Here is a 22,581-nt window from a genome sequence, read left to right as displayed (position 1 = left end):
CGCACTCTGGTGTTAAGAAATTCGACCTGCGCCGATTGGTTGTGCTTTGCCGTCGCTGCAGATCGATCGCCCGGTTTTCAGGGCTTTTCGCGCCCTCGTCAGGGCCGGCATGGATAATTTTCCCCGGCCATAATCGTAAATATTGGCAATCGAACTTTAATCAATTTCACCGATATTCGGATCATCGGCTGGCAATTTGCTTTCCAGGCAGTGGCGTAGGTAGGAGACAGTGCATTGAAGATCCGCGGCAAAATTAATCTGCTGGTATGCGTGATGGGCTCCGTCGCGCTTCTGATCGGCGCAACGGCCTTGTCGGCCATGCACGAATATAGCCGCAACCTGACGGCTTACGAGCAGGCTGCCGCCCGCGCCTATGCCGGTGAACGCCTCAACCGCTTCGTCACCGCCGTGGTGATGGAATCGCGCGGCATCTATGCGGCGAAGACGATCAAGGATACGCCGAACTTCGCCAAGGGCCTGCTGGCCGGCCTCGACGAGATCGACAAGGTCATCGCGGGCTGGGCGCCGCTGGTGCCGGAGGAGGAGAAGGGTGATTTCGCCAAGCTTGCCGCCCGCGCCGCAGAATTCCGCACCTTCCGCGCGGAAACGGCCCGGCTCGGCACCGAAGTCGGCCCCGAGGCCGCCAGCGCCCAGGGCAACAATGAAGCCAACCGCGCCAACCGCAAGGCGTTCCAGGCTGAGATCGACGCGGTCGTCGCCATCGACAAAGCCGCGCTGGAGACCGTCAACGCCGAGATCGAGAGTTTCCGCTCCTGGGTGCTGATGCTCGTCCTCAGCATTACCGGCATCGGCATCGCGGCCGGCATCGGCATGGGCTTTTATATCGGCACCAGCCATCTGAGCCGCCCGATCAAGCGCGTCACCGATGCGATCAAGGCCGTCGCCGACGGCAATTTCGAAGCCGAGGTTCCCTTTGCCGGGCGCCAGGACGAAATCGGCGAGATGGCCGCGGCGGTCGCGGTCTTCAAGCAGAACGGCCTTGCCGTCAAGCGCCTGAACGCCCAGGAGGCGGCCATGCGCGCCAAGAGCGACGACCTGCAGTCGAGCATGTCGGTCGTCGTCGCCGCGGCTGCGGCCGGCGATTTCAGCCACCGTATCAGCAAGGACTATGAGGACGAAAACCTCAACCAGTTCGCCGGCAATATCAACACGCTGCTGTCGAGCGTCGATACCGGTATCGGCGAGACCCGCCGTGTGATTGCAAGCCTTGCCGAAGGCGACCTCACCCAGACGATGCGCGGCAGTTTCCAGGGTGCCTTCGCCGAGCTGCAGCAGAACGTCAACAACACATTCGTCACCTTGCAGGCGACGATGCGCGAGGTGCGCGAGACGACGGAAGCGATGAACGGCAACACCGCCGAGCTGCGCAACGCCAGCGACGACCTGTCGAAGCGCACCGAGCAGCAGGCGGCCGCCCTCGAACAGACGTCAGCAGCGCTCGATCAGATCACCGCCGTCGTCCAGAACTCCACCGAGCGGGCGCATGAAGCAACCGTCATGGTTTCCGAAGCCAAGGACAAGTCGGGCGCATCAGGCGTCGTCGTGCGCAACGCCGTCGAGGCCATGGGCCGGATCGAGCAGGCCTCGCGCGAAATCAGCCAGATCATCAATGTCATCGACGAGATCGCCTTCCAGACCAATCTTCTGGCGCTGAATGCCGGTGTCGAAGCAGCCCGCGCCGGTGAGGCCGGCAAGGGCTTTGCCGTGGTCGCCCAGGAAGTGCGCGAACTTGCCCAGCGTTCGGCAACCGCCGCCAAGGACATCAAGGCGCTGATCACCAAGTCGGGCGACGAAGTGCAGGTCGGCGTCAAGCTGGTGCAAGCGACCGGCGAGGCGCTGGCGGAAATCGGCACCCGCGTCATCGCCATCAACGACCATATCCATTCGATCGCTACGGCTGCGACCGAGCAGTCGACCGGCCTCAAGGAGGTCAATACCGCCGTCAACCAGATGGATCAGGTGACACAGCAGAATGCCGCCATGGTGGAAGAGACCTCCGCCGCCACGCACAGGCTGTCGGCCGAAGCTGGCGGGCTGGTCAGCCTCATTGCCCGCTTCAAATTGTCGGACGACGCCCCGACACCGGTGGCGCTGGTCCGCAACGAGCCGCAACGGCCGGTCGCCTCTCCCGCCCGCCGCGCGATCGCCAAGGTCGCCCGCGCCTTCGGCGGCAATGCGGCCGCGGCGGAGCAGAGCTGGGAAGAGTTCTGATCTGTTATTGACCATCGCCTCGAATGCCGAAAGCTGCCCCTCACCCTAACCCTCTCCCCGTAAAAAACGGGGAGAGGGGACGTGCCCCGCGAAACGTTGGCGAGGGACGGAGAGGTTGCCGCATATCCCCTTCGCCCCGTTTACGGGGAGAAGGTGCCGGCAGGCGGATGAGGGGCTGCCCCCAGCACGACCGAAGAGAATAATGAAACCGCCATCGCCGCCTCTCGGGCGGCGTTTCTTTGTGACGACATGACGCTGCTCGCAAAGATTTGAAAGCGGAGCCTTTTGGTCTAATATAGAGACCCAGAGCATGATGCCGAAAAGTGTGAGCGGTTTTCGGACGACATCATGCTCTAGCTAAAGAATCGAGAACAGGATTGGTTGCGGGCCGACCGGCCTGAAATCAATCCTGTTCTAGGTGAGGGCGGCTGCAGTGCTGCCGATCGGGCGAGACCAGAATGCCGGTACAAGATCAGGGCGACAATCCTTCGGCGGAAACCACCGCGGCCGGCGAGACCGCAAGGGCGCCATGCCCGTCTGCTGGCATGTTCGGCGGATTGTCGGGCAAGCTGCTCTGGCTCACCGTCGTCTTTATCATGCTCGCCGAAATCCTGATCTTCTTCCCCTCGGTCGCCAGCATGCGGATACGCTGGCTGCAGGACAGGCTGAACACGGCCGCCGCCGCCGCCATCGTCATCGATGGGTTGCAGCCGGTCGAGCTGCCGCGCGCCCTGCAGAAGGAAACGCTCGAGGCGACCGGCACCAAGGCGATCGTGCTGCGCAAGGACGGGACCTCGCGGCTCCTGGCGACGACCGATATGCCGACCTCGGTCGATGAAGCCTATGATCTCACCGATGTGCCGCCGGCAACGGCGATACGCGATGCGCTCGACACCTTGATCTTCGGCGGCAGCAGGATGATCCGCGTCTATGGCCCCGTCGGCGACACCAATACCGGCGTCGAGGTGGTGATGAAGGACAGGCAGCTGCGCACGGCGATGTTTGCCTATTCCCGCAACGTTCTCCTGCTGTCGGTGCTGATCTCGCTCTTCACCGCGACGCTGATCTTCTTTGCGATCAACCGCATCCTGATCGGCCCTATCCGCCGGCTGACCGGCAGCATGCAGCAATTCTCCTCCGATCCCGAAAACCCCGCCCATATCTATATCGGCGATGGCGGCCGCGACGAACTGGCGGTTGCCGGCCGCAACCTCACCTCGATGCAGATGGAGCTGCAGAAGACGCTGAAGCAGCAGAAGAACCTCGCCGCTCTCGGCCTTGCCGTCTCCAAGATCAATCACGACATGCGCAACATCCTGGCCTCGGCGCAGCTGATGTCGGACCGGCTGGTCGACGTCGACGATCCGATGGTGAAAAGCTTCGCCCCGAAGCTGTTGCGCACCATCGACCGCGCCGTCGGCTATACCACCGAGGTGTTGTCCTATGGCAAGGCGAGCGAATCCGCCCCGCGCCGCCGCCATATCCCGCTTTTGGAACTCACCCAGGACGTCAAGGATATGCTGGCGATCGATCCGCAAAGCGGCATCGAATTCGCAGAGCAGATCGCCGCCGATCTCAAGGTCGATGCCGATGGCGAGCAGTTGTTCCGGGTCGTCCACAATCTCTGCCGCAATGCGCTGCAGGCGCTGACGGCGCCGGGCGAGGGCGCCCCGGGTACGGTCAGGCGCATCACCGTCGCCGCCCAGCGCGTCGGCAGCGTCGTCAGCATCACGGTGGATGATACCGGTCCCGGCATGCCATTGAAGGCGCGCCAGAACCTCTTTGCCGCCTTTCGCGGCTCCGCCCGCTCCGGCGGCACCGGCCTCGGCCTGACGATCGCCCGCGAGCTGGTGCTCGCCCATGGCGGCACGATCGCGCTGGTGGAAAAGCCGACGGTGGGCACCCAGTTCCGCATCGAGATCCCCGATCGCCCGGTTTCGCTGGAGGATTACCGCAGCCGGACGCACATCGAAAAGTGACAGGATTTCAAAAGCCGTGGCCGCAAATTATGAAACGCGCGATTTTTTCCGAAATGCTCTTGCATTGTCTCCAAGGACGCTTTAGAGGATCGCCCACGCAAGCGGCACCGCCGCACTTGCACGCACCCGTAGCTCAGCTGGATAGAGCACCAGACTACGAATCTGGGGGTCAGGAGTTCGAATCTCTTCGGGTGCGCCATTCTTTTCAATCACTTGGCATTGGTATAATCCGGTAAGGCAGGATGCCGGGCTAACTCTGGGCTAACATTGGCAGCGTCACCCGAACGATAGTGACGATTCGGCCCCCGTGGCATTCGTTCCCCATGCCCGCACCGTCGAAAATCAAAGCCGCATCCTGTCAAGGTCGCGAATCCATACTTCATCACGTTTTCGATTTCCGCCAGCCGGCCGCCCAAGCTTCAAATTCCGAGCAGAACCACCGTTCACCATATTGGGGGCTAATTGTCGTCTGGGCATAGTATCTCTGCCCCGGCACTGTGGAAAATGCGCTCGCCCGTTTCGATGCTGATATTGCCCTTGATCTTGCATGATTGTCCGGAGCCGTCAGACGCGTTCCACGAAGCCAGCAAGTCGCTTACGGTCATGCCGCCGGCTGCACCAAACGCGAGCGCGCCGATCATCAAGCCCGGAAACTTGAGAAGCACTGATCTCTTCTGCGGATTGCGATAATTTTGACGCATGCCCGATCTCCGCCATTTCGCGCGAAGGTCGTAAGCGCGTTACAGGGCGGCGAACATCTGTCCAAAAGGCTTATCTCGACATTCTACGTGCTCAGGCCCCGCACGTTCGCGAGCGCGGGCGCGCCGAAAAAAACAGCCCCGCTGAGGGCGGGGCAGTTTTGGGAAGGGACGGGATCGCAGGAAGGGGCGGACCGGCCCTGTGTTCAGGGCCTCTTTACGATCCCATTGCGCTCACCAAAGCCGACTGACTGTTCCTGTACGGTATTGGACCGAAAGGCGCATCACCGAAGCTAAGAAGCAATACGCCCCGCCAGGGCGGGGCGTTTCGTAGTAGCCGATCTTGCATTATCAGCGATGCCGCACCGAGGGGAGCGGCAGGTTGAAAGATAACATAGTTCGGAAAATCTTCAATTTACCTGAAATTATTAATCCATCTGCCGAACCGGATTTGTGTCAAGATCAACTCGATTTAAGATTTCAGGACCCACGTTTTTGAAATTGCTTACGCGGCGCGCAATTGGCCACATCGTCATCGCATCGGAATCGAACGGCCTAATCAGGTCACGCGGGTCTGGATCTGTAGACAACCAACGCTCATAATTCGCGCGACGAAGCACGACCGGCATGCGATTGTGGATTCTTGCGATCATATCGTTAGGTGGACAGGTTGCGACGGCGAATGTACGGATATCGATGCCGATCGGATGCCGCCAAATTTCCCAAATGCCCGCTAGCGCGAAAGTCGACCGATCCTTCAAGGCGACAGCGTGCGGTTGGTTGCTGTCGTTCCATTCGATAAAGCCATTGACGGGGACCAAGCAGCGGCGCGACCGGTAAGCTTCCCGGAACATTTGATGAGTAGCCATCACGTCGCCGCGTACGATCGCCGGCGCCTGTCTGCGCGGGTCAATCCACGTCGGCATAAAGCCCCAGCGGGCGACGGCGAAGGCAGGTTTGGACCTATCACCTCGCCGTGCATTGTCTTGAATAATGATGTGGTAAACCTCGGCGGGACCGCCATTATAACGAGGGAGACGCTTGCCAAGGTCATCGACCTTACCTCGCTCAGCAAAGCTGAAACTTTCCGCCAGCTCGTCAAAAGACTGACTAATGTAGACGCGACGGCACATGCCTCATTCCGTATGCGTTTCCGGATAATCCGATATGGGCCATATTTAAAAGACGTCAATGACAGAGTAGTATCTACGTGGCTTCGGGAGACGATGACCTAGAGCTGTCATGCAATCTTGCGGCGGTACTGAGCCTGTCCGCTTCTAACGCAGTTACCCGCTTTCCGTTGCATCATTTGGTATGCGTTCTCCAACATAGGGCGAAACGGCTGAAGATCCATTAGTCAGCAAGACAAGGAACGCTCGGGATGCCGGCACACTTGGAGACCTGAAGTAGGATCGATCCAGACGTGTGGGGCCTCTTCAATACGAAATGAACTCAGCTTGGCATCCGCCGCTGCCAGCCGCATCAGCTGGCGTCTTGATCGGTGGCTCTCGTCAGGGCGTTCGACGCGCGCAACGATCTGTTGGTCGAATTTCGACCTGCCGGGGCGATCAGGATTTTGCGCGCTTCCTATTGTCGTTGCGAAGCCGGATTCGTGTCGTAGCCAGCGCAGCCCCTTTTTGAGGATACGCTGAACTACGAAAAACGGTTCGCTTCGTAGCATCGACCAGAGAACCATGACTGACAAACATGAACTCTTAGCTCGGCGGAATTGCCAGTACGCATATTTCCAAGTTGCGTTCAGCGCACTTCGCGCAGCGTAGCGGGGGAGCTGAGGGTTTGCGGCAAGCGAACGTCTGACAACCTCCAGAGCGCTCTGACCCATCTGCAGGTGATTTGACGACATGCTGCCTGGATATTGACGGTATCCAACCAAGCGTTCCGGGATGACTTCGATAAGATAGCGCGCGGCCAGTCTAAGTTCAAAATCGAGGTCTTCGCAGCCGCCAATTCCCGCTGCCGCATATGTGCTATCAAATCCGCCAATTTCAAGCGCGACCCCCCGACGAATAAGAAGCGCGCTTCCGTTGCCAACGTATTTGAAGGTGAGATGCCGGGCGTAAATATATCCTCTCGCAAAATCGGGGCGGCAAGAGCAGACGATCTCATCGTCTTTGTTGATTATATGATGCAGTACATAAACTGCGGCCCACTGCATTGATAATCTATCGAGCGCGTTTACCTGCTTCTCGATTTTCGTCGGATGCCAGAGATCATCGGCATCAAGAAACGCCACATATGGGCCTGATGATGCTTCAATGCCGGTATTTCTTGCGGCCGCGACACCGCGATTTGACGTGGACAGAAGGCGAATTCGTGAATCCATCCTGGCGATTTGCTCGACCAATCTTGCCGTATCATCGGTGGAGCCATCATTGACGACGATGATCTCCAGATTCGCATAAGTCTGCCGCAATGCGGATCGAAGTGTTCGTTGGATGTAAGGTGAAGCGTTGAAGGCGGGGATGATCACCGATACCAGCGGCGGCTGAGTCCGATGGACAGTTTTTCCACGATCTTCAACTGAACAAGAAACCATTCAAGATCGATCTCTAGTTAATTGCCGTGTGCTCACAGTCTCGAGAGACGGCGGGGAAATGTTTACCCCCAAACGAGGGTCACCGCCCATCAGCACGCAACAGGCAGCGGAGCAGCATGCTAGCGTTGTTGTGGGCGACACAATATGGACTTTAGTTGATGTGCCTACTTGTGGAGGAAGCCTGGTACCGCTTTTGGTCGACCGCGCCGCTCCGCATGCTGTTTTCGAGCAAAAGCCCTTATTGCCTCTCTTTGGCGATCAGCGACCCATTTACGCTCCTTGGGCACCGCCCGCGGCCGAGATTGGGATCAAGTCACTGAGGACGATCGGGAAGGACTTCGATCCTCATCGGCTTTCCATAGATTCGGCTCGCCTCCTCGGCTCCTAAGGCGAGAGCCGTTTCCAGCGTTATACCTAACCGGGCGCAAAGTTCCTCAATCGATATGATTTTGCCCTGCGCCCGCTCCTCGGCGATCTTTACACCTTCGGCCATGATCTCGTCGTCGGTCAAATGCGAGTAATGTTCCGACATATCCGGTCCTCTCGGTACTTCCCGGCCTTTTTATTCGCCCTCGTTGAGATAGGCGCCGCGCCAGCCAGTGATGCCGCAGCCGAAATCCAGGATCGCCCGGAATTCGGTTCCGAGCGTGTTCCATCCTTCGCGCGTTTCCAATTTGGGCTGCTGAACGCCGTTAAGGTAGGCGATCTCAAGGATCGGCGCCTGGTCGGGCGATGCGAAGAGCCGCCAGGCATGATCCTCAAGCCGGGGTTCGACCAGCAGCGAAAGTTTCCCGGAGAATGGGTTTACTTCTTCGGTAGCCGAGGGCGTGATGGCAGCGATAATTTGCTCCGCCGTCGTTTCGTTGCCGCTGCCGACGATGAGGAACTGCGGCTTCAGCGAGAGCGGCGTTGCGTTGTCGAGCCCCTTCTGGTCGCGCAGCGCCTTGCGGCCTGCGCTGACGCTGCTGATCGACAGCGCGGACGCCGCAGCCGCTTTGTTTCCACGCGCATTCGCGAAAAGCGTGACGCCGTCGTCGAGCAGCGGCCCAAGGCCGCCATTGTCGAGCAGAAGGTCGGCAATCAAATCCGCCTCCGTTTGAGCGGCGGCTTGGCCGAACGCCCGAAGCGTGTCGGAGAATGCGTCTAGATCATCGTTGATCAACGCTTCCCGCGAGATGCCGAACATTTTTGCATATGGCTTGACGCGGTAGGTTTCTTTCGCCTCCGAACGCGAGCCGTAGGTGATTTCGGCGCCTTCAAGCACCTCTTCGAGCCTCGGCATTTCCGACATGCGCCCGATTGTCATGGCTTTGAAATTGGCGGCGTTTCGGACGCGTGCCAATTGTTTCAGCGGCGTTTCGGCGGCGCGATACGCATCGAGCATGAAGCGGTTTGCCGCGTTGCCCGTGACAAAAGGAAAGTCCGACGTGCTATGCGTCGATCCGCTGCTCATGATCTGCGTCGCAAGCCGATCGCGATTTCGCGAAATGATCCGCTCACCACGCGCCTCCAGCAGAGCCGCCCCCATGTCGAGTAGGCTGCGGCCCTGCCATTCCGAGGCGCGGCCCTGGGCGGGCTTGCCAGCGATCCGGGCATAAAGCGCATCCTCGATATCGCGGGCGACCATCATCGAACTGTTGCTGTCTGTGCAAGGATTTACCGATACGCGCCCGCCCATCGGATCTTGATCGGCAAGGTGATTGATAATCATCGTCTGTGCTTTGGCGAAATCGCCCTTCGCGTCGAGCACGATTTCGTTTGCCTCCACCAGCGTCATCTTCACCGCCGTGCAGAGCTGGTAGATGCGGCTGTTGACGTCTTGCATATTGGCGGCTGCCTGGTCGTCCGCCGCAGCCAGGTTCGGTTCGGTCATGGTCACTTCCTTTCGTTTGTGCGGAGCGGCCGCAACCGCCACCATGGGGAGACCCATTGCCTTCCGCTCTCCCGCCAACCTCTTCAGACGATCCGGCGCTTTCGCGTATGTGCGATAGTCAAATGCCGCATCGGCCGTCGGCGCGGCCGGTGCATGTTCGGGAACCGAGGTGGCGAAGCCATTGGCAAGCGCTTCCTGCGGCGCCATCCAAGTTTCATCCTTCATCATTTGCCGGATTTCTTTTTCGGAAAGGCCGGTGCGCTCGGCATAGACTTGCGCGAACACGCCGGTCATCGTGTCGAGGACGCCGGCGGTGCGCCGGTGATCATCGGCCGGGCCGAGGGTCATTCCGGACGGCTCATGGATCATCAACAGCGTGCCGAGCGGCATTTCGATTTCGTCGCCAGCCATGGCTATCAAGGAAGCCGCCGAGGCGGCGATCGCGTCGATCTTCACGATTACCTTGCCGTCGTGGCGCTTGAGAGCATTGTGGATCGCGGAGCCTTCCATGGCGATGCCGCCGCCGGAGTTGAGACGCACAACGATGTCGCCGGAAAGCGCGCCCAAAGCCTCGATCACCTGCGAGCTGGTGAAGCCGCTTTCATCCCAGAAATCGGTGAAGCCAACCGGCCCGTAAAGCATCAGCTCGCCGTCTACGATCAGTTTTGACATGCCTGCCTCAATTCGGTTTCGTTCAGGATTGTCCGAAAGCGTGGCCACGAAAAGCCCTATCTTGTGGCCAAAATTTTCCTGATCCGCCGGGCCGCAAGCGGATGATCGACGCTGGTCAAGATGAGCCAGAGCGCCGCACGTAGGTCGCTGGCTTTGTACGGACATTCTTTCTTCTGCCGATCGCTACGCCAGGCGGAGGTCGCGTAGCGTCGGAGCGCTGCCGCCAGCTCGTCAGCCTGCTGCTTCGGCTTCATGCCGGGAAAGAACGTCTCGGCGGCTTCCCGAATGGCGGTGTCGCGTGCGGCAAACACCGACACCGCGCGCCAGCGGTGCTTTCCGCGTGCCACTTTGAGATCGAGCGCTCCGGCGACATCATCCGTTTCGCCTGAAAGGAACCGGTTTACGCGAATTGCCATTCGGTCCGCCCAAGGCTTCGACACCCCGTCGAGGTGCTCCGCCAGGTCGATGAAGTCGTCTAGCGGCGTTGACATGTCGTCCTATCCTTCAACAACAACCATTATGATAGAAGGTAGTTTAGCAACGGCGCATATATTCAAAACCGCTGCGCTGCCGCCCCTCCCGCTTTCAGTATTTGGCCAGGAAGAACCTAAGCCCCCCAATCCTAGCACCGGGCGATGACGGGCCGCTCCGGCCTATTCGAGCGCGCGGTCGACGCCTTCCTGCTTGGACTCGAGCCGGTTTAACTGCTCGGCCGTGTCGAGTGGATTATCCGCCATCACTGATCGGCCCCTTTGGCATTCGTCTGCCGCAACTCATCGCCATGCCGACGGTCCTGCCGCGAAATGAAATCGGAAACCGCGTCGGCCGGTGTCCGTTGCGCTCGTTGGTCTTTGTCGGCGAACAGCGTCTGATCGACCGGAGCGCTTGTTGACTTCACGGCTGCCGCTGCCTTCTCGGCGTTCCGCTTGGCGCGCCAGTTGGCGACGGCGTTCGGATCGCCTTTCGGCGCCGGCAGGGCGCGCAGCTTGCTATCCTCGTCCGACTTGTAGCGCGCTGCTTCGGCCTCGTGCCGTCGAGCCGCCACATGCGGGACCATGATCCTGTCTATCTCGCGTCTCAATTCGGGCGGGCTGGGCATAAAGCCGTGGGTGAGCGATCCTTGCAAAATCTCGCGCACAGCCTGCGCCAGGCCCCAGCGTGAAACGCCTTCGAGCGCCACTTGATAGGCTGCGAGCATAAGTTCCATGTCGCCCGGCTGTCTGCCCGGCAGCGCGTTTGCCAAAAAGCGCAGTGCATCCACGAGCTCAGCGTGGGTTATCGGGAGGAAGACGTGGTCTGATCCGAGGTTCGGCTTCTCCATAGCCTGCTCCTTTCCGCTGGTGTTCGGACTCGTTTTTCAGGAAGGCTGCCCAGTCTTGCTGTTTCGGCTTGGAGCCGTTGCCGTTGCTGCGCTGCTGTCGATCCGGCCAGTTCCGCGCCGCTTTGGCGGCGTCATTCCGCGCCCACACCCTCCAGGTTGCGGCCCAGTCGAGTTTCCGGCCGGCGGCGCCGGGCGCGGCTCTCCAGTAATCACGAAAATTAAGCGCGCTCCGCTCGGCCTGCTCAAGGGTCATGCCTAGGTCCAGAGCGACTGAAACATCGGGGCTGAAGTTTTCCGGAATGCGGGTGCCGCGCTCCCGGTCGGGAGTGTGCGCGCGCACCTCCCCCCTATTCAACGTGTTATATTCAACGTGTTCCTCTTCAGAGGCACGGGAAGCTGTCTTCCGGAAGTCCTGTGCAGAATTTCCGGTGGTCGCATCGTTTACCGGAACTGTGCTTCCGGTGCTCGCGTCCTCAAAATGATAGAGATTCGATTTGCCTCGCCCCTTTGGCAGTGGCCGCTCTTCGATTGTAAGCCAACCGCAAGCGCGGAGACTTACCAGCGCGTTCCGGACTGTGCGATCCGTCAGACCTAGATCGGCGGCGATGGTTTCTTGCCTCGGAAAGCAATCGCCGGTTGCCGCGTCCATGTAATGCAGAAGACGATAGCCGACGCGGAAATCGGTCGCCGACAGCCGGTGGTCCGTCGACATCCGGTCAATTAGATCGAATTTCCAAGCAGCGAAACCTTTCATAACGCGCCACCCCCGCCGGTACGGGCGATCAGTGCCGCGAACGCCTCATGAGCGGCCTCGCGATGCGGTACGAGCCTTTCCGCATGGAAGGTTGGCCAATCCGGCGGGATGTATCCGTTGATGGCGCCCTCGATTAAATCCTGCGCAGCCGCCGGATTGCGGGCGAGCGCATTCGCTTCAACCTTTCGCGGGCCATGGGTGGCAATATAGTCCAGCACGTAGGGCTTCCGGTGATCAGGATGACGGGTATCGGCGAGGTTCTTACCGGAGCCGGTTTCGAGGTTGTTGATCCACGGAAGATCGAGGGCGTCGATCTGCTCGGCGGTAAGGCCCATGCGCACCACCGCTATCGGCGACGGGTCGAACCCAACATCGCGGATGTTGGCGCATTCCGTGAGGTTTGATTTGATGACGCGCGCGATATCCAGCCCGGCGGGGTCGTGGTCGCCGAAATACAGCAAAACCAGGTCGCGGCCAGCCTCGGCGTGCGCTCGGTAGCGCTGCAACATCCGCCGTCTGGAATTGATGTCGGTCGAACCCTTGCCGTTGGTCAGCGGCACGCGATAGCGCCGACAGACCGGGCGAAAAAGCACCTTCAAGTCAACCTTTTCGACGAGCACCTCGACATACGTGTCGAGCCCCTCCCAGATGCTGACTGGCGTGTAATCAGAGAGCCAGTCATTCGCCCTGTCGAAGGCCCCAGCCGCGTAGCCCTCGGGATCGTCATCATCGACAAACTCGCCGTAATCCGCTCTCCGGGCGTCATCGTCGGCGACGGCGTCGGGATCGAGAAGTCCCTCCTTGCGGACCCGGCCAAGCCATGCCTCGAACGCCGCAAATTCCCCTTTGGTAATGAACGCTTCGTTCTCGCAGACGTATGCCCACCCACGGGTGCCGAAAGCGAGGCCGGTCGCCCGCCAGCGCCCTTCTATCCACTCGCAGAGCTTCAGGTCGGCGGCGTGTTCGGCGGCCTCGCTCGCGGCACTTTTCCGGCCGGGCGTGCGCCGTGGAAAGACGATTGTGTCGGTTGCTTCAGCGGTCATGTTGAGCGGTTTCCTTATGGAAGCCGCCGCGAGGTTGACGCGGAAAACGTCGGAAGCCATATTCGGGGCGATCTCACTTGCCCTGAAAAACCTCTCGAAGCCGCCGCGTCCCCGTCGCGAGCGGCTTCTCAGGTTTCAGCGGCGGTGTTTTCAGTGTGCTTTTGGCGCGGATCGGGCTTAGGTGCCGACGGGCGGCTGGCAAGCCATTGCTCAATCTCGTCTTCGCGCCAGGCGCGGCTATTCGGGCCGAGCAGCATGCCGGCCGGGAAGTCATAGTCGCAGATCATTCGGCGCAGTTGCGGCCAGTTTGAGACGATCTGACGTTCTTTGAGATCGGCGAAACGAAGCAAACGGGTCATCGGGGTACTCCTTTGATTTAATCGGGAGTACACCGAAAAAAGCCGCGTTCAGTTAGGGAGAAACCCGGAAAAACCCGGCGAAACTAGGTTTTTCCCCCCTTGGACTTTTCGTACGTGGCGAATGCTTCGGAAACAGCTCGTTCGACATCGCGCTCGTCGGGAATTTTGCCCTGTTCACCAAACCAGTCCGCGAGCGCCTTTACCGCCTGCGGCCTGCTAGGGTCATTATAGGCAATGTAGCCAGCCAGAAATCCCGCAACTCTGATCCAATCATATTTCGCCGGTCTGCCGCCTTTGTCTGGGGCCGCTTCTGGTTTCGAGCCAGCAACTTCGCTTTCCTGAGTCGGCCAGACCCGGAGCACGTCGGCGCGCTTGAATTCAATGCCGGTAGCGACAATGGATAAAAGCTCGTGCGGCTTATTCACCGAGATCAAGATGCAGCCATCGTCCCATTCAACAATCGAATGCCGCCAGCCTGTCAACGACAAGTCTAATTGCTGCCACTCGCGATGGCTCTTCCAAAAAGTGTTGGTGTTTGTGAATTCGGCAACAAGAGCGTGTGCCTCGACCTTGCCATCCATAAACTCGTCATATAACGCCCGCTCGGCCTCCGCCTCGCCAAATTCCGTGACCTCGCAGATATGCTTGACGGCGTCCGCCTCGGACATCCAATGGAGTGCCTTCTCGCCGCTCACAGCGCTGCCCTTAACGGCGTGACATTGGCCGCAGGCGGATTGACGATTGTTTCGATCAGCGCCGCCAGCCGATTTAGCGCGTCCTTCTTTTCCTCGAAATAGCTGTGCCGGTTATAGACGCCCTCGACGCCCGGAATGACGTGGCCCATGACGCGCTCGGCGATATCTGGTCGGACGCCAGCGCGGGACATCAGCGAGCGGGCCGTGCGGCGCAAGTCGTGAATAACCCAAGGCTCGACCCTTACCTTCGCGGGATCGTCACCTCGCTCGACCGCTTCCTTACGCAGAGCGGCCAACAGCTTTTCATCGAAGCGCCGCTTGCAAGGGCTCCAGCCTTGAAAATGACCATCCCCGCGTCCGGGAAACACATACGGGTTCTCACCGATGCGGCTTTGTTCGGCGACGATCTTCCGCGCCGCCGCCGGAAACTGCAGGGCTCCACCCACGCCTTTCTGGCGAGCCTCGCTTGGGACATTCCAGACGCCATCGGATGAGATAGCATCCCATTTCATTGAACCGATCTTCTCGCGCCGTTGCGCGGTCAGTAGCGCCAACCGGATGATCGCGCCAAAGGTGCCGTTCTTCTCCGCCTGTTTCCAGACGGCGCGGATTTCGTCGTCATCGAGGATACGGTCGCGCTTGCGACTATTTGGATCAGTGCGCCGCATGCCGCGCGCAATTGGAGGGTGATAGTCGTCGTGCCGCGCAGCATACCAATTCATGATGCCTCGGACGATGGCCAGCACATAGTCCGCCTGTCGCGCTCCGTGGTCGTCCTCCACCTCATCGAGCAGCGCCGCCACGTCACTACGCCGGATCGCATGAAACAAGCGATCTTTCCAAGCCGAGAGCAAGTGGGCGTTTAGCAGACGGGTCACTTCCGCCTCTGAGCGCAGGCCCTTTTGCCGCACATGCCGCTTCAGCCAGTCGTCAGCGACGTCCTTGAAAGTCTCTGCCTTGGGCTTTTCCTCAAACGCGGGGAGACCGGCCCTGATGCGCTTTATCGCCTCGCGCGCCCGCTCTCGGGACTTGCCGATCTCATATAGATCAGTCGCACCGATTGTCGCCCAGACCTGTTTTCCATTCGGATCACGGGCAAGTGCCACGAAGCTCTTGCTGCCGGTTGGCGTTACGCGGACGTAGTGCCCGCCTAGTTCTGGATCGGGGATGACGTAACGAGCCGACCTTGGTTTGAGGTTCTGGACGCCGAGGTCCGAAAGGGTTTTCCGCCGTGTCAATTTGACCTCCAAGCGTTAGCCGGGCTAACTCCAGGCTAACAAAATCGGGCATGAACACCGGCTAACGTCCGGCTAACACGACTAAATATTAGAAGGATATCAAGAAATTAGCAATAGCGGAATTGCGCGGATTTAAGCATGTGTAAGTCGATTTTTTCCGACTACGAATCTGGGGGTCAGGAGTTCGAATCTCTTCGGGTGCGCCATTTCCTTTTTATCAGCTTTAATTCCGCTTGGCTCCCGAAAGGGAACGCCATCTGACGTGTGCCTCTGATACTGTGCGTAGCTGACCGAGCATTTTTCCCACGGGCCAGCGGAGGAACTGTGTCTGGTGACAGCTGTGGGGCGCAGGAAGTTTGCCGTGGCAATTTCAGAATTATGGACGGTCTCCAACCAACATCAATTTCCCTTGCCGGACTTTCAGAACGGCGATGAAATCAGATTTCCCGGCGCTTTGGTGTCGGCATTGCTTGATCGGTTTACAAAATCAGGAGACGCCGTCTTCGATCCCTTCGTGGGCTTGGGGACCACCTTCTTTGTCTGCGAGCAGAGGGGCAGAATCCCTTATGGGATAGAAGCCGACCGGCAGAGATATGAATGGGTCAGGGAACGCATAACGACAAAGGATCATCTCTTCTGCGGCGATAGCGCGGAGCTGGCAACCTTCGACCTTCCCGAGATGGATTTTTGCATTACGTCGCCGCCATACATGCCCCATTGGCATCAATGGAACCCCCTTCATAACGGCGATCCGGATTATGATGGCTATGACGTTTATCTCAAAAGAATGCAGGAAATATACGGCCGGATCTGCAAACGCATGAAGACGAACGCTTATCTTGTCGTTCAGGCCGACAATCTGACCAACGAACAATTCTCTCCCCTTGTCTGGGATCTGGGAAGAGCTTTGTCGGAGGTCATGACGCTTGAAGGGGAAATTGTGGTGAATTGGTCTGAAGCGGTGGAAAGCGGCAACCGATTCACCCATTGCCTCGTGTTCAAGAATGCAAGCGGATGAAAAGTTTGCCGCGACCGCAACTCCAGTGACCGCCCAAGGCAGCGAAGCGACAAACTATTGCTTGGCCGGGAAGTCTCTTTCATAGTCTTCCCTTTCTTTCTTCCCGAACACGGAAGAGTAATAGCCGCTGCAAACCAGATATGAACACTCATCCGGGTTGCCCGTTTGCCATCCCGGCAGGCAGAGTACGACGCGTTGGAATTTGGTGTTGCAAAGGCCGTGGTTTGCCAAGAGCCGCGGCTCGTTTTCGAAATACGCGCTTATGGCTTTCTGGCGAGTCCATGCGGGAACGACTTTCCAATCAGCGGCGCCGCCCTCAGCGCTCACATTGCCGGTCGCACAGAGCGACCAATTCGAAATCACGACCGGCTGATCGCAGGAAAAGGCCTGAACGGCGCTTCCCAGCAGGATCGACACCAATGCCAGCAGCCGCTGGCCATCGACCATGGCGCTCTTCTTCCTCATGCCGACCTTTCGCATCCTGCCCTCCACCGCTGGATTGCTCGCAGTTGCAACCATGGAATGTTGGATGTCGAAGAATATGTGGCGATAGGTGATGCGGACGCTGGGCCGAACTTTCCCCACCGCAAGCGTGAAAGAACGACAAAAGCCACACCAGTGTCGGAACCGCCGGCTCGTGCCCTTGCTGGAGGCATCAGGCCCAACAGAGTCCAAATGCCTTTGCCTACTCCTTGATCGGGATGCCGGCTTCGATCGCAGCTTCGATAAAGGCCTGCCGCGCCTCTTCCCGGTTTCGTTTGCCCGACACGACATCCGCGCAAACCGCGCACGCCCGATCCAGCGCCGGACCCTCTTCGGTCGGCCAGTCTTCGACCAGCGCCCATGTTGCGGCCTGGGTCGTCTGGATGACCACCCACTGATCCGGGCCTTCAAGGGCGAGTGTTACCGGCTTCTTCCAAATGGTTTGCATTGTCTCAGGATCTCCGCTGCGTGCCCTTTGCCGCATCCTCACATAAGGCGGTTTATCCCGCGTGGCGAGACGACGGCTTGAATGAGCTGCTTTTTTCGAGCAAAGCCGACTGCAGGCTTATGCGGCGCCTTTCAAAAATCCTGGGCGAATTCGCACGCCAGCAATGTCTTGCCCGGCAAGGCGTCCCCTTGGCGGGCGACGATCCGGACTTTTCCGGGACCGGCAAGTCCCGGTTCGGGCTGCTGATCGGCGGGAAGCTCGCGCGAATAGCCCTTGGTGGATGTCCCAAGCAGGTCCGAGGTCTCCGGCTTCAACCGGTATTTTTTCGCCAGATCGTCAGCGCGTTGGCCCTCGACCAAAATTCCGACCGCATTGCTGGCAAAGAAAACCTCTGTCGACTTGAAGCCGTCGCGGCCGATCTGGCTCGGGATCTTGTAGATCGCCGCACCGAGCGACGAGGTGTCCGGCTTGGCCAGAGCTTCCGCGGCATCGTAAATCTCCGTTGCCGATGTCATCGAATAGGGCGGTTTGCACAGGGCGGCATCGAAGAACTTCTCTTTGGCCGGCCCGGCCATGAGGTCTTCGGTCTGAAATGTCGCAAAAGCGATGCTGAGCGAGAAGGCAGTGAAGCGAATGAATTGGGCGTTGCGCATGTGATATTCCCGAGGTGGCTTGGTCGCATTCGTCGCGAGTTTCAGATGCTTACGGGATTTGCAGAGGCTGTACCACCTTGAGTTTAGCCTTTGGTCTTTTCGAAGGCGCCGCCAAATGTTTAATTGGAGGCCGCCGTCCGGCTAGGATAGAGCGGCTCCGCTTGTCGAGGCAGAGCGTCACAGTGTTCTTACGACGGCGGGAGAGCCATGATCGCAGCCTATATCGATGAAATCATCATGTTTTGCGCCGGCCTGTGGATGACCTCGGTGGGCTTTGGCTATCTGCCGCTGCCCGGCTACTCCGCCAATCCGCCTCTGGTTCGTCACTTCAAGTGGATGGGCCCGATGCTGCTCGTCATCGCCATCGTCCTGGCCGCCGCGTCATAGGACTGGAGTGAACCAATGAACAATATGTTGGCTTGCCCATCGTGCGGATTGGACGAAACAGAATCGATTGTGCACCTCGGTTCGTACATTCTTCGATGCGCCGCCTGCGGCGAAGCAATCGTCGCGACATCATTCATGGCGATGCTCGAGTCGGATCACGCGTTTTCAGCCTTTGCCGATCCGGGGCCGGGAAAACACCTTTCGCCAGAGATGCTCATCGCTCGCGGACCGCTTCGGCAGATATCAACGACAATCAGCGGCGCGGCGTCTAACGGAACGCTGATACGCCTGATCCCTGAACCCAATGATTGAAATCCGACTTGGCGTCGGTTTATGGGTTTAACCCAGCGACAGCCGCGCCGCGCACCAGTGCCATACCGCATCGACCGCCTTTCGCGGCGATGACGAGCGTTTGCGGATAAGGAAATAGTCCGGTTCGATGAGCGTCGTCTCATCGATCACCTGCACCAGCCGCCCGGCCTCGAAATCCGCCGCCACGAACGCCCGGCAGGCCAAGGCGACGCCCTGGCCGGCCAGCGCCGCATCCAGCGCCAGCGTGGTGTGGTTGAACACGGCACCCGGCAGCTTCTCGCGCGATCGCAGCACGAGCGGCCAGGGGCTGACTGCGTCATGCAGAAGCGGCAGCTTGCGAAGCGCATCGGCCGTCAGCGGAAGGGGCAGGTGCTTCACCAGATGCGGGCTGGCGACGGCGACGAGTTCCTGGCGGAACAGCAACCGCGCCTCCAGCGAGGCCGGGAAAGGCCCGCGGGTCAGCCGCACCGCTATGTCCACCTGATCGCGGTCGAAGTCCGACAGCGCCTCGGTAGCGACCGTTCGCAATTCCACGTCGGGAAGCGCCGCCTTGAACTCGGCGAGACGCGGGATCAGCAGCTTGGCGGCAACCGTCGGGGTGACGCTGATCGTCACGGCGTCCGGCCGGGCGAGAAGCCGCCCGGTCGCCTCGCCGAGCGTATCGAAGGCGCGGGTCACATCCGCCAGATAGGCCGCGCCCTGCGGGGTCAGAGCCAGGCCGCGCGGCAGGCGCTGAAACAGCATCAGGCCGAGTTGATCTTCGAGCGCGCGCACCTGCTGCGCCACCGCACCCTGCGACACTCCCAGCTCCTCGGCGGCGGCGCGGAAACTCAATTTGCGGCCCGAGACTTCGAAGGCGCGGAGCGCATTCAGCGGCGGCAGCTTGCGGCGGGGTTGGACCATTTCCGGGCGATTTCCAGTAGATTTTCTACAGTCTGACACGTTTCTTTCTGAGGCGAAAGTCGGGGCTGTCTCTGGCATACTGCTTCGCAATTCAACGATTGGAGGCTCCGATGTCTAAAGAAAAAGTCGCTCTCATCACCGCAGGCGGTTCCGGCATGGGTGCCGCCGCCGCAAGGAAGCTGGCTGCGGACGGCTATCACATTGCGGTGCTTTCCTCGTCGGGCAAGGGCGAGGCGCTCGCCAAGGAATTGGGCGGTGTCGGCGTCACCGGCTCGAACCTGGTGAATGACGATGTGAAGCGGCTCGTCGACCTGGCGATGGAACGGTGGGGGCGGATCGACGCGCTGGTCAACTCCGCCGGCCACGGCCCGCGCGCGCCGATCCTCGAGATTACCGACGAGGACTGGCACAAGGGCATGGAGGTCTATTTCCTCAGCGCCGTGCGGCCGATCCGGCTGGTCGCGCCGATCATGGAGGCCCAGGGCGGCGGCGCCATCGTCAACATCTCGACGGCATGGGCCTTCGAGCCGTCGGCGATGTTTCCCACTTCGGCCTTCGCCAGGGCGGGACTGGCAAGCTTCACCAAAATCTTTGCCGATACCTATGCGGCGAAGAACATCCGCATGAACAATGTCCTGCCCGGCTGGATCGACAGCCTTCCCGCCACCGAAGAGCGGCGCGACAGCGTGCCGATGGGCCGCTACGGCACTGCCGAGGAAATCGCCGCGACCGTTGCCTTCCTGCTCTCCGATGGCGCCGGCTACATCACCGGTCAGAACATCCGCGTCGACGGCGGCATTACCCGTTCCGTCTGAGCCAGCTCATGGAAGCAGATCATGAAGCTGTGCCGTTGAACCTCGCTGAGATAGACGCTTCCGCATGGCGGGAGCTGGAAACTGCGGCGGCAAGCCCGCGGTCGGGTTTCCGGTTCTTGAACCTCTGCTCCGTGGATTCAGAGGCGAGGCCGCAGGCGCGCATGGTGGTGTTGCGGCGCGCCGACGGTCCATCACGGGTTCTGGAATTTCACACAGATAGCCGCAGCCCGAAATGGCGGGAGCTTTCGGCAAATCCTCATGTCACCATCCTCGGCTTCTCCACGCAGACCCGGCTGCAGTTTCGGCTTCAGGGGGTGGTCGAACTGCATGCCCCCGGCAGCGATCAGGCGAACGCCGCCTGGGACAAGCTCTCCGCCTGGACGCGGACAACCTACACCGGCGGTCCCCCAGGGGACGAGTGTGCCTTTGACGTCATCGATGAGACGGTTCTGCCGAAGCCTGCGGATGAAGCGAAGGGAAAGCCGCACTTCGGCCTGCTGATCTTTCGCGCCCGCATGCTGGACTGGTTCGAGTTGCGCCGGCAGGGCAATCGAAGGGCGCTGTTGATCTATGACCAGGCCGGCGCGCTTGCAGCCTGTCGATGGGTCAATCCATGATATGGAGTGAGCCACGACATAGGGTGGGCGCCCTCATGGGCGCAGCCGGACGACGATCGCAGCGCCCGGAGCCCTCAACTGTTCGGCCATCGCCGCCAGATCTTCCCCATCCGTTCCCGCCAGAACAATGCGGCCATCCATGATCGGCTCCCGCATCCAGGGTTCCATGACGACCTTGCCATTGACCAGCAACTGGGTTTGCCGTCCCAATGCGGCTTGCGTGAAATCGCGGAATTTGGCGGTGCTCTCAGGCGTGAGCACGATAGTCAGCCCCGGGTCATAAGATAGGGGAGACCGGCCGACCTCGGCGCTCTTCACCTCAAGCGAGACAGGCGCGATCGCCTCGGCCCCGTCATTGCCCGTCGCCACCGCCGTCTCCTGCGATGCCGGCGGTGAAGGCAGTGTGGAAAGCTTGTCCAGGATGCCCGGCCCGGCCTTTTCAGATGGCAGCGGCTCGATATGCAGATCGGGTGTCTGCAACACCTTGGCTGTCAGCACCGCGGGGAGCGGCAAGCGTGCCGGCATGTCGTCCCGCAATATGTGGGTGTAGGTGCGCAAAGCAAACCCGCCTGTGGTCACGCTGACGATCTCGGTGGCTTCGATCGCCGAACCATCGTCCAGCGACATCACGAATTTGACGCTTCGGGTCTTGCCGGCACGTTTGATGGACGCCAGCTGATCGGCGGTAAGGTTCTTTGCCCGTTCGGGAAAGGCCGCTATCATCTTTGCCGTCGCCGGCTCCTGCGACTGGCTCAACGCTGCAGGGTCGAATTCTTCCGAGACGGAAAGAGTTGCCGTGCGCGCAGCCGCGTCGGTGGACTCAAGGGTCCAGGTCGACGTCACGGGGACATTGACGCCGCCATAATCCTCGATCCGCGACCCCGCCGTGGCCTGCCCGATCTGCATGAGCTGATCCTGATAGAATTGTCCGGTCGCAAGCAGCTGCGCCTCCGGCACCAAGGCGGTGACAATCAGCAGAGGGTTTTGCTCTATCTTGCCGATGATGCCGTTGACCCCGCTCTCTGGAGGCGCGGCGGCCCCACCCGGCCCATTGGCGGCCATCTCCCGCATATGCGCCAGGATCCGATCGACGCCGAACAGATTGCTGGGATAGCCGTTCAGGTCCGTTTCAAGGTCGAGTGTGCTGGTGCCGTAGGCCGTCAGGGAGTTCTGATAGAGCAGGTTCATCTGATAGCTATCGGCAGCGCCGGCAGTGCCTTCCGGCAGTTCGGCGTTGAGCAACCAGCGGACACGCATGCCCTTTTCATCCCGCGACAGAACCGTCATGCGGGGGTGAAATACGCCGCGCGCCGTCATCGAGGCGCCCGGCTTGTCGAACCAGAACGACATATCGCTTTCGGTCGCTTTTTGCACGCTGTAGCCATGCTCAACGCCGGTCGCCGGCGCATAACCGGGGATGGTGACGCCATCCTCGGACTGTGCCGGGCCGGAGAGCGTGACGCAGACGCAAAACCCGACAAGTCTTCTCCAATGCGGTAATTTCATGCTGGCTGGCCTCTGACA

Annotated in this window: 23 protein-coding genes, 1 tRNA gene and 1 pseudogene; 8 read left to right on the top strand and 17 right to left on the bottom strand. The window is 60.1% G+C overall.

Translation table 11 applies throughout. The annotated features are described in order from the left end of the window. The first annotated feature begins 234 nt into the window (after window positions 1-234). The 3 genes from AF337_RS00985 (at window position 235) to AF337_RS00975 (ending at window position 4,410) form a co-directional block, all read left to right on the top strand. Window positions 235-2,232 carry a methyl-accepting chemotaxis protein gene (locus tag AF337_RS00985; protein ID WP_049730654.1) on the top strand — a complete coding sequence of 666 codons (1,998 nt, stop codon included), beginning with the start codon at window positions 235-237 and terminating at the stop codon, window positions 2,230-2,232. A 458-nt stretch (window positions 2,233-2,690) separates the two neighbouring features. After that, on the top strand, window positions 2,691-4,211 hold the full coding sequence (locus tag AF337_RS00980) for an ATP-binding protein (RefSeq protein ID WP_049730653.1): 1,521 nt from the start codon (window positions 2,691-2,693) through the stop codon (window positions 4,209-4,211). A 122-nt stretch (window positions 4,212-4,333) separates the two neighbouring features. Beyond that, window positions 4,334-4,410, top strand: a tRNA-Arg gene (locus tag AF337_RS00975). A gap of 183 nt (window positions 4,411-4,593) precedes the next feature. Here the strand turns inward: AF337_RS00975 and AF337_RS00970 are convergent. From AF337_RS00970 to AF337_RS00915, 12 genes and pseudogenes are all read right to left on the bottom strand, one after another. Continuing rightward, window positions 4,594-4,912: pseudogene (locus AF337_RS00970) on the bottom strand (sunset domain-containing protein). A 425-nt stretch (window positions 4,913-5,337) separates the two neighbouring features. After that, window positions 5,338-6,042, bottom strand: a complete 705-nt coding sequence (locus tag AF337_RS00965; protein WP_049730652.1) for an SOS response-associated peptidase — start codon at window positions 6,040-6,042, stop codon at window positions 5,338-5,340. Between the two features lie 224 nt (window positions 6,043-6,266). Next, window positions 6,267-7,466 carry a glycosyltransferase family 2 protein gene (locus tag AF337_RS00960; protein ID WP_082336725.1) on the bottom strand — a complete coding sequence of 400 codons (1,200 nt, stop codon included), beginning with the start codon at window positions 7,464-7,466 and terminating at the stop codon, window positions 6,267-6,269. A 313-nt stretch (window positions 7,467-7,779) separates the two neighbouring features. After that, the gene (locus AF337_RS00955) at window positions 7,780-7,977 is read right to left on the bottom strand and encodes a hypothetical protein (RefSeq protein WP_152970856.1); all 198 of its coding nucleotides are present in this window, start codon (window positions 7,975-7,977) and stop codon (window positions 7,780-7,782) included. Window positions 7,978-8,028: 51 nt separating this feature from the next. Continuing rightward, on the bottom strand, window positions 8,029-10,011 hold the full coding sequence (locus tag AF337_RS00950) for a head maturation protease, ClpP-related (RefSeq protein ID WP_049730650.1): 1,983 nt from the start codon (window positions 10,009-10,011) through the stop codon (window positions 8,029-8,031). 56 nt (window positions 10,012-10,067) lie between these two features. Continuing rightward, complete coding sequence (locus AF337_RS41585) at window positions 10,068-10,502, bottom strand: hypothetical protein (protein ID WP_049730649.1); 435 nt, start codon at window positions 10,500-10,502, stop codon at window positions 10,068-10,070. A 245-nt stretch (window positions 10,503-10,747) separates the two neighbouring features. Beyond that, window positions 10,748-11,332 (bottom strand): hypothetical protein, encoded by a 585-nt coding sequence (locus AF337_RS00940; RefSeq protein ID WP_049730648.1) that lies wholly within the window; start codon window positions 11,330-11,332, stop codon window positions 10,748-10,750. After that, window positions 11,277-12,086 carry a helix-turn-helix domain-containing protein gene (locus tag AF337_RS00935; RefSeq protein WP_049730647.1) on the bottom strand — a complete coding sequence of 270 codons (810 nt, stop codon included), beginning with the start codon at window positions 12,084-12,086 and terminating at the stop codon, window positions 11,277-11,279. Before AF337_RS00935 ends, AF337_RS00940 begins: the two co-directional genes overlap by 56 nt. Next, on the bottom strand, window positions 12,083-13,129 hold the full coding sequence (locus AF337_RS00930) for a toprim domain-containing protein (protein ID WP_152970855.1): 1,047 nt from the start codon (window positions 13,127-13,129) through the stop codon (window positions 12,083-12,085). Before AF337_RS00930 ends, AF337_RS00935 begins: the two co-directional genes overlap by 4 nt. A 128-nt stretch (window positions 13,130-13,257) precedes the next feature. Beyond that, entirely contained in the window at window positions 13,258-13,488 is a 231-nt protein-coding gene (locus AF337_RS00925; protein WP_049730645.1) for a helix-turn-helix transcriptional regulator, read from the bottom strand. Window positions 13,489-13,571: 83 nt separating this feature from the next. Continuing rightward, on the bottom strand, window positions 13,572-14,183 hold the full coding sequence (locus tag AF337_RS00920) for a hypothetical protein (RefSeq protein WP_152970854.1): 612 nt from the start codon (window positions 14,181-14,183) through the stop codon (window positions 13,572-13,574). Next, window positions 14,180-15,421: a tyrosine-type recombinase/integrase gene (locus tag AF337_RS00915; protein WP_049730643.1), complete on the bottom strand. Its 1,242-nt coding sequence runs from the start codon at window positions 15,419-15,421 to the stop codon at window positions 14,180-14,182. Before AF337_RS00915 ends, AF337_RS00920 begins: the two co-directional genes overlap by 4 nt. 361 nt (window positions 15,422-15,782) lie before the next feature. On the opposite strand from AF337_RS00915, the gene AF337_RS00910 reads away from it, so the two are divergent. Continuing rightward, on the top strand, window positions 15,783-16,439 hold the full coding sequence (locus AF337_RS00910) for a DNA methyltransferase (protein ID WP_049730788.1): 657 nt from the start codon (window positions 15,783-15,785) through the stop codon (window positions 16,437-16,439). A gap of 54 nt (window positions 16,440-16,493) precedes the next feature. Here the strand turns inward: AF337_RS00910 and AF337_RS00905 are convergent, their stop codons facing one another. From AF337_RS00905 to AF337_RS00895, 3 genes are all read right to left on the bottom strand, one after another. Next, window positions 16,494-16,919, bottom strand: coding sequence for a hypothetical protein (locus AF337_RS00905; RefSeq protein ID WP_049730642.1), 426 nt, complete (start codon window positions 16,917-16,919; stop codon window positions 16,494-16,496). A gap of 205 nt (window positions 16,920-17,124) precedes the next feature. Further along, window positions 17,125-17,370, bottom strand: coding sequence for a DUF982 domain-containing protein (locus AF337_RS00900; protein ID WP_049730641.1), 246 nt, complete (start codon window positions 17,368-17,370; stop codon window positions 17,125-17,127). Between the two features lie 131 nt (window positions 17,371-17,501). Further along, window positions 17,502-18,023 carry a hypothetical protein gene (locus AF337_RS00895; protein ID WP_049730640.1) on the bottom strand — a complete coding sequence of 174 codons (522 nt, stop codon included), beginning with the start codon at window positions 18,021-18,023 and terminating at the stop codon, window positions 17,502-17,504. 207 nt (window positions 18,024-18,230) lie between these two features. Here AF337_RS00895 and AF337_RS00890 point away from each other — a divergent pair, with 207 nt between their 5' ends. Beyond that, entirely contained in the window at window positions 18,231-18,410 is a 180-nt protein-coding gene (locus AF337_RS00890; RefSeq protein WP_049730639.1) for a hypothetical protein, read from the top strand. Between the two features lie 15 nt (window positions 18,411-18,425). Beyond that, a complete protein-coding gene (locus tag AF337_RS39425; protein ID WP_082336723.1) occupies window positions 18,426-18,722 on the top strand; it encodes a eukaryotic translation initiation factor eIF-2-beta/eIF-5 family protein in 297 nt (98 codons plus the stop codon). A 27-nt stretch (window positions 18,723-18,749) separates the two neighbouring features. Here the strand turns inward: AF337_RS39425 and AF337_RS00885 are convergent, their stop codons facing one another. Next, window positions 18,750-19,625 carry a LysR substrate-binding domain-containing protein gene (locus AF337_RS00885; RefSeq protein ID WP_049730638.1) on the bottom strand — a complete coding sequence of 292 codons (876 nt, stop codon included), beginning with the start codon at window positions 19,623-19,625 and terminating at the stop codon, window positions 18,750-18,752. Between the two features lie 110 nt (window positions 19,626-19,735). Between AF337_RS00885 and AF337_RS00880 the strand changes: the two genes are divergently transcribed. Then, on the top strand, window positions 19,736-20,440 hold the full coding sequence (locus tag AF337_RS00880; RefSeq protein ID WP_049730637.1) for an SDR family oxidoreductase: 705 nt from the start codon (window positions 19,736-19,738) through the stop codon (window positions 20,438-20,440). An 8-nt stretch (window positions 20,441-20,448) separates the two neighbouring features. Beyond that, the gene (locus AF337_RS00875) at window positions 20,449-21,057 is read left to right on the top strand and encodes a pyridoxamine 5'-phosphate oxidase family protein (RefSeq protein ID WP_193393559.1); all 609 of its coding nucleotides are present in this window, start codon (window positions 20,449-20,451) and stop codon (window positions 21,055-21,057) included. 33 nt (window positions 21,058-21,090) lie between these two features. On the opposite strand, the gene AF337_RS00870 is transcribed toward AF337_RS00875, so the two are convergent. Next, window positions 21,091-22,563, bottom strand: coding sequence for a hypothetical protein (locus AF337_RS00870; RefSeq protein WP_049730636.1), 1,473 nt, complete (start codon window positions 22,561-22,563; stop codon window positions 21,091-21,093). Window positions 22,564-22,581 lie beyond the last annotated feature (18 nt).

The organism is Rhizobium ecuadorense, from assembly GCF_001187535.1.
GTDB classification, from domain to species: Bacteria; Pseudomonadota; Alphaproteobacteria; order Rhizobiales; family Rhizobiaceae; genus Rhizobium; species Rhizobium ecuadorense.
This window is presented reverse-complemented; position numbering and strand designations above follow the sequence as displayed.

Bases quoted from the DNA above. Each gene is read 5' to 3' on its own strand.
- AF337_RS00980 (WP_049730653.1), top strand. From the start codon at position 2,691: ATGCCGGTACAAGATCAGGGCGACAATCCTTCGGCGGAAACCACCGCG.
- AF337_RS00965 (WP_049730652.1), bottom strand. From the start codon at position 6,042: ATGTGCCGTCGCGTCTACATTAGTCAGTCTTTTGACGAGCTGGCGGAA.
- AF337_RS00960 (WP_082336725.1), bottom strand. From the start codon at position 7,466: ATGGTTTCTTGTTCAGTTGAAGATCGTGGAAAAACTGTCCATCGGACT.
- AF337_RS00950 (WP_049730650.1), bottom strand. From the start codon at position 10,011: ATGTCAAAACTGATCGTAGACGGCGAGCTGATGCTTTACGGGCCGGTT.
- AF337_RS41585 (WP_049730649.1), bottom strand. From the start codon at position 10,502: ATGTCAACGCCGCTAGACGACTTCATCGACCTGGCGGAGCACCTCGAC.
- AF337_RS00940 (WP_049730648.1), bottom strand. From the start codon at position 11,332: ATGGAGAAGCCGAACCTCGGATCAGACCACGTCTTCCTCCCGATAACC.
- AF337_RS00935 (WP_049730647.1), bottom strand. From the start codon at position 12,086: ATGAAAGGTTTCGCTGCTTGGAAATTCGATCTAATTGACCGGATGTCG.
- AF337_RS00930 (WP_152970855.1), bottom strand. From the start codon at position 13,129: ATGACCGCTGAAGCAACCGACACAATCGTCTTTCCACGGCGCACGCCC.
- AF337_RS00925 (WP_049730645.1), bottom strand. From the start codon at position 13,488: ATGACCCGTTTGCTTCGTTTCGCCGATCTCAAAGAACGTCAGATCGTC.
- AF337_RS00905 (WP_049730642.1), bottom strand. From the start codon at position 16,919: ATGCGAAAGGTCGGCATGAGGAAGAAGAGCGCCATGGTCGATGGCCAG.
- AF337_RS00900 (WP_049730641.1), bottom strand. From the start codon at position 17,370: ATGCAAACCATTTGGAAGAAGCCGGTAACACTCGCCCTTGAAGGCCCG.
- AF337_RS00895 (WP_049730640.1), bottom strand. From the start codon at position 18,023: ATGCGCAACGCCCAATTCATTCGCTTCACTGCCTTCTCGCTCAGCATC.
- AF337_RS00890 (WP_049730639.1), top strand. From the start codon at position 18,231: ATGATCGCAGCCTATATCGATGAAATCATCATGTTTTGCGCCGGCCTG.
- AF337_RS39425 (WP_082336723.1), top strand. From the start codon at position 18,426: ATGAACAATATGTTGGCTTGCCCATCGTGCGGATTGGACGAAACAGAA.
- AF337_RS00885 (WP_049730638.1), bottom strand. From the start codon at position 19,625: ATGGTCCAACCCCGCCGCAAGCTGCCGCCGCTGAATGCGCTCCGCGCC.
- AF337_RS00880 (WP_049730637.1), top strand. From the start codon at position 19,736: ATGTCTAAAGAAAAAGTCGCTCTCATCACCGCAGGCGGTTCCGGCATG.
- AF337_RS00875 (WP_193393559.1), top strand. From the start codon at position 20,449: ATGGAAGCAGATCATGAAGCTGTGCCGTTGAACCTCGCTGAGATAGAC.
- AF337_RS00870 (WP_049730636.1), bottom strand. From the start codon at position 22,563: ATGAAATTACCGCATTGGAGAAGACTTGTCGGGTTTTGCGTCTGCGTC.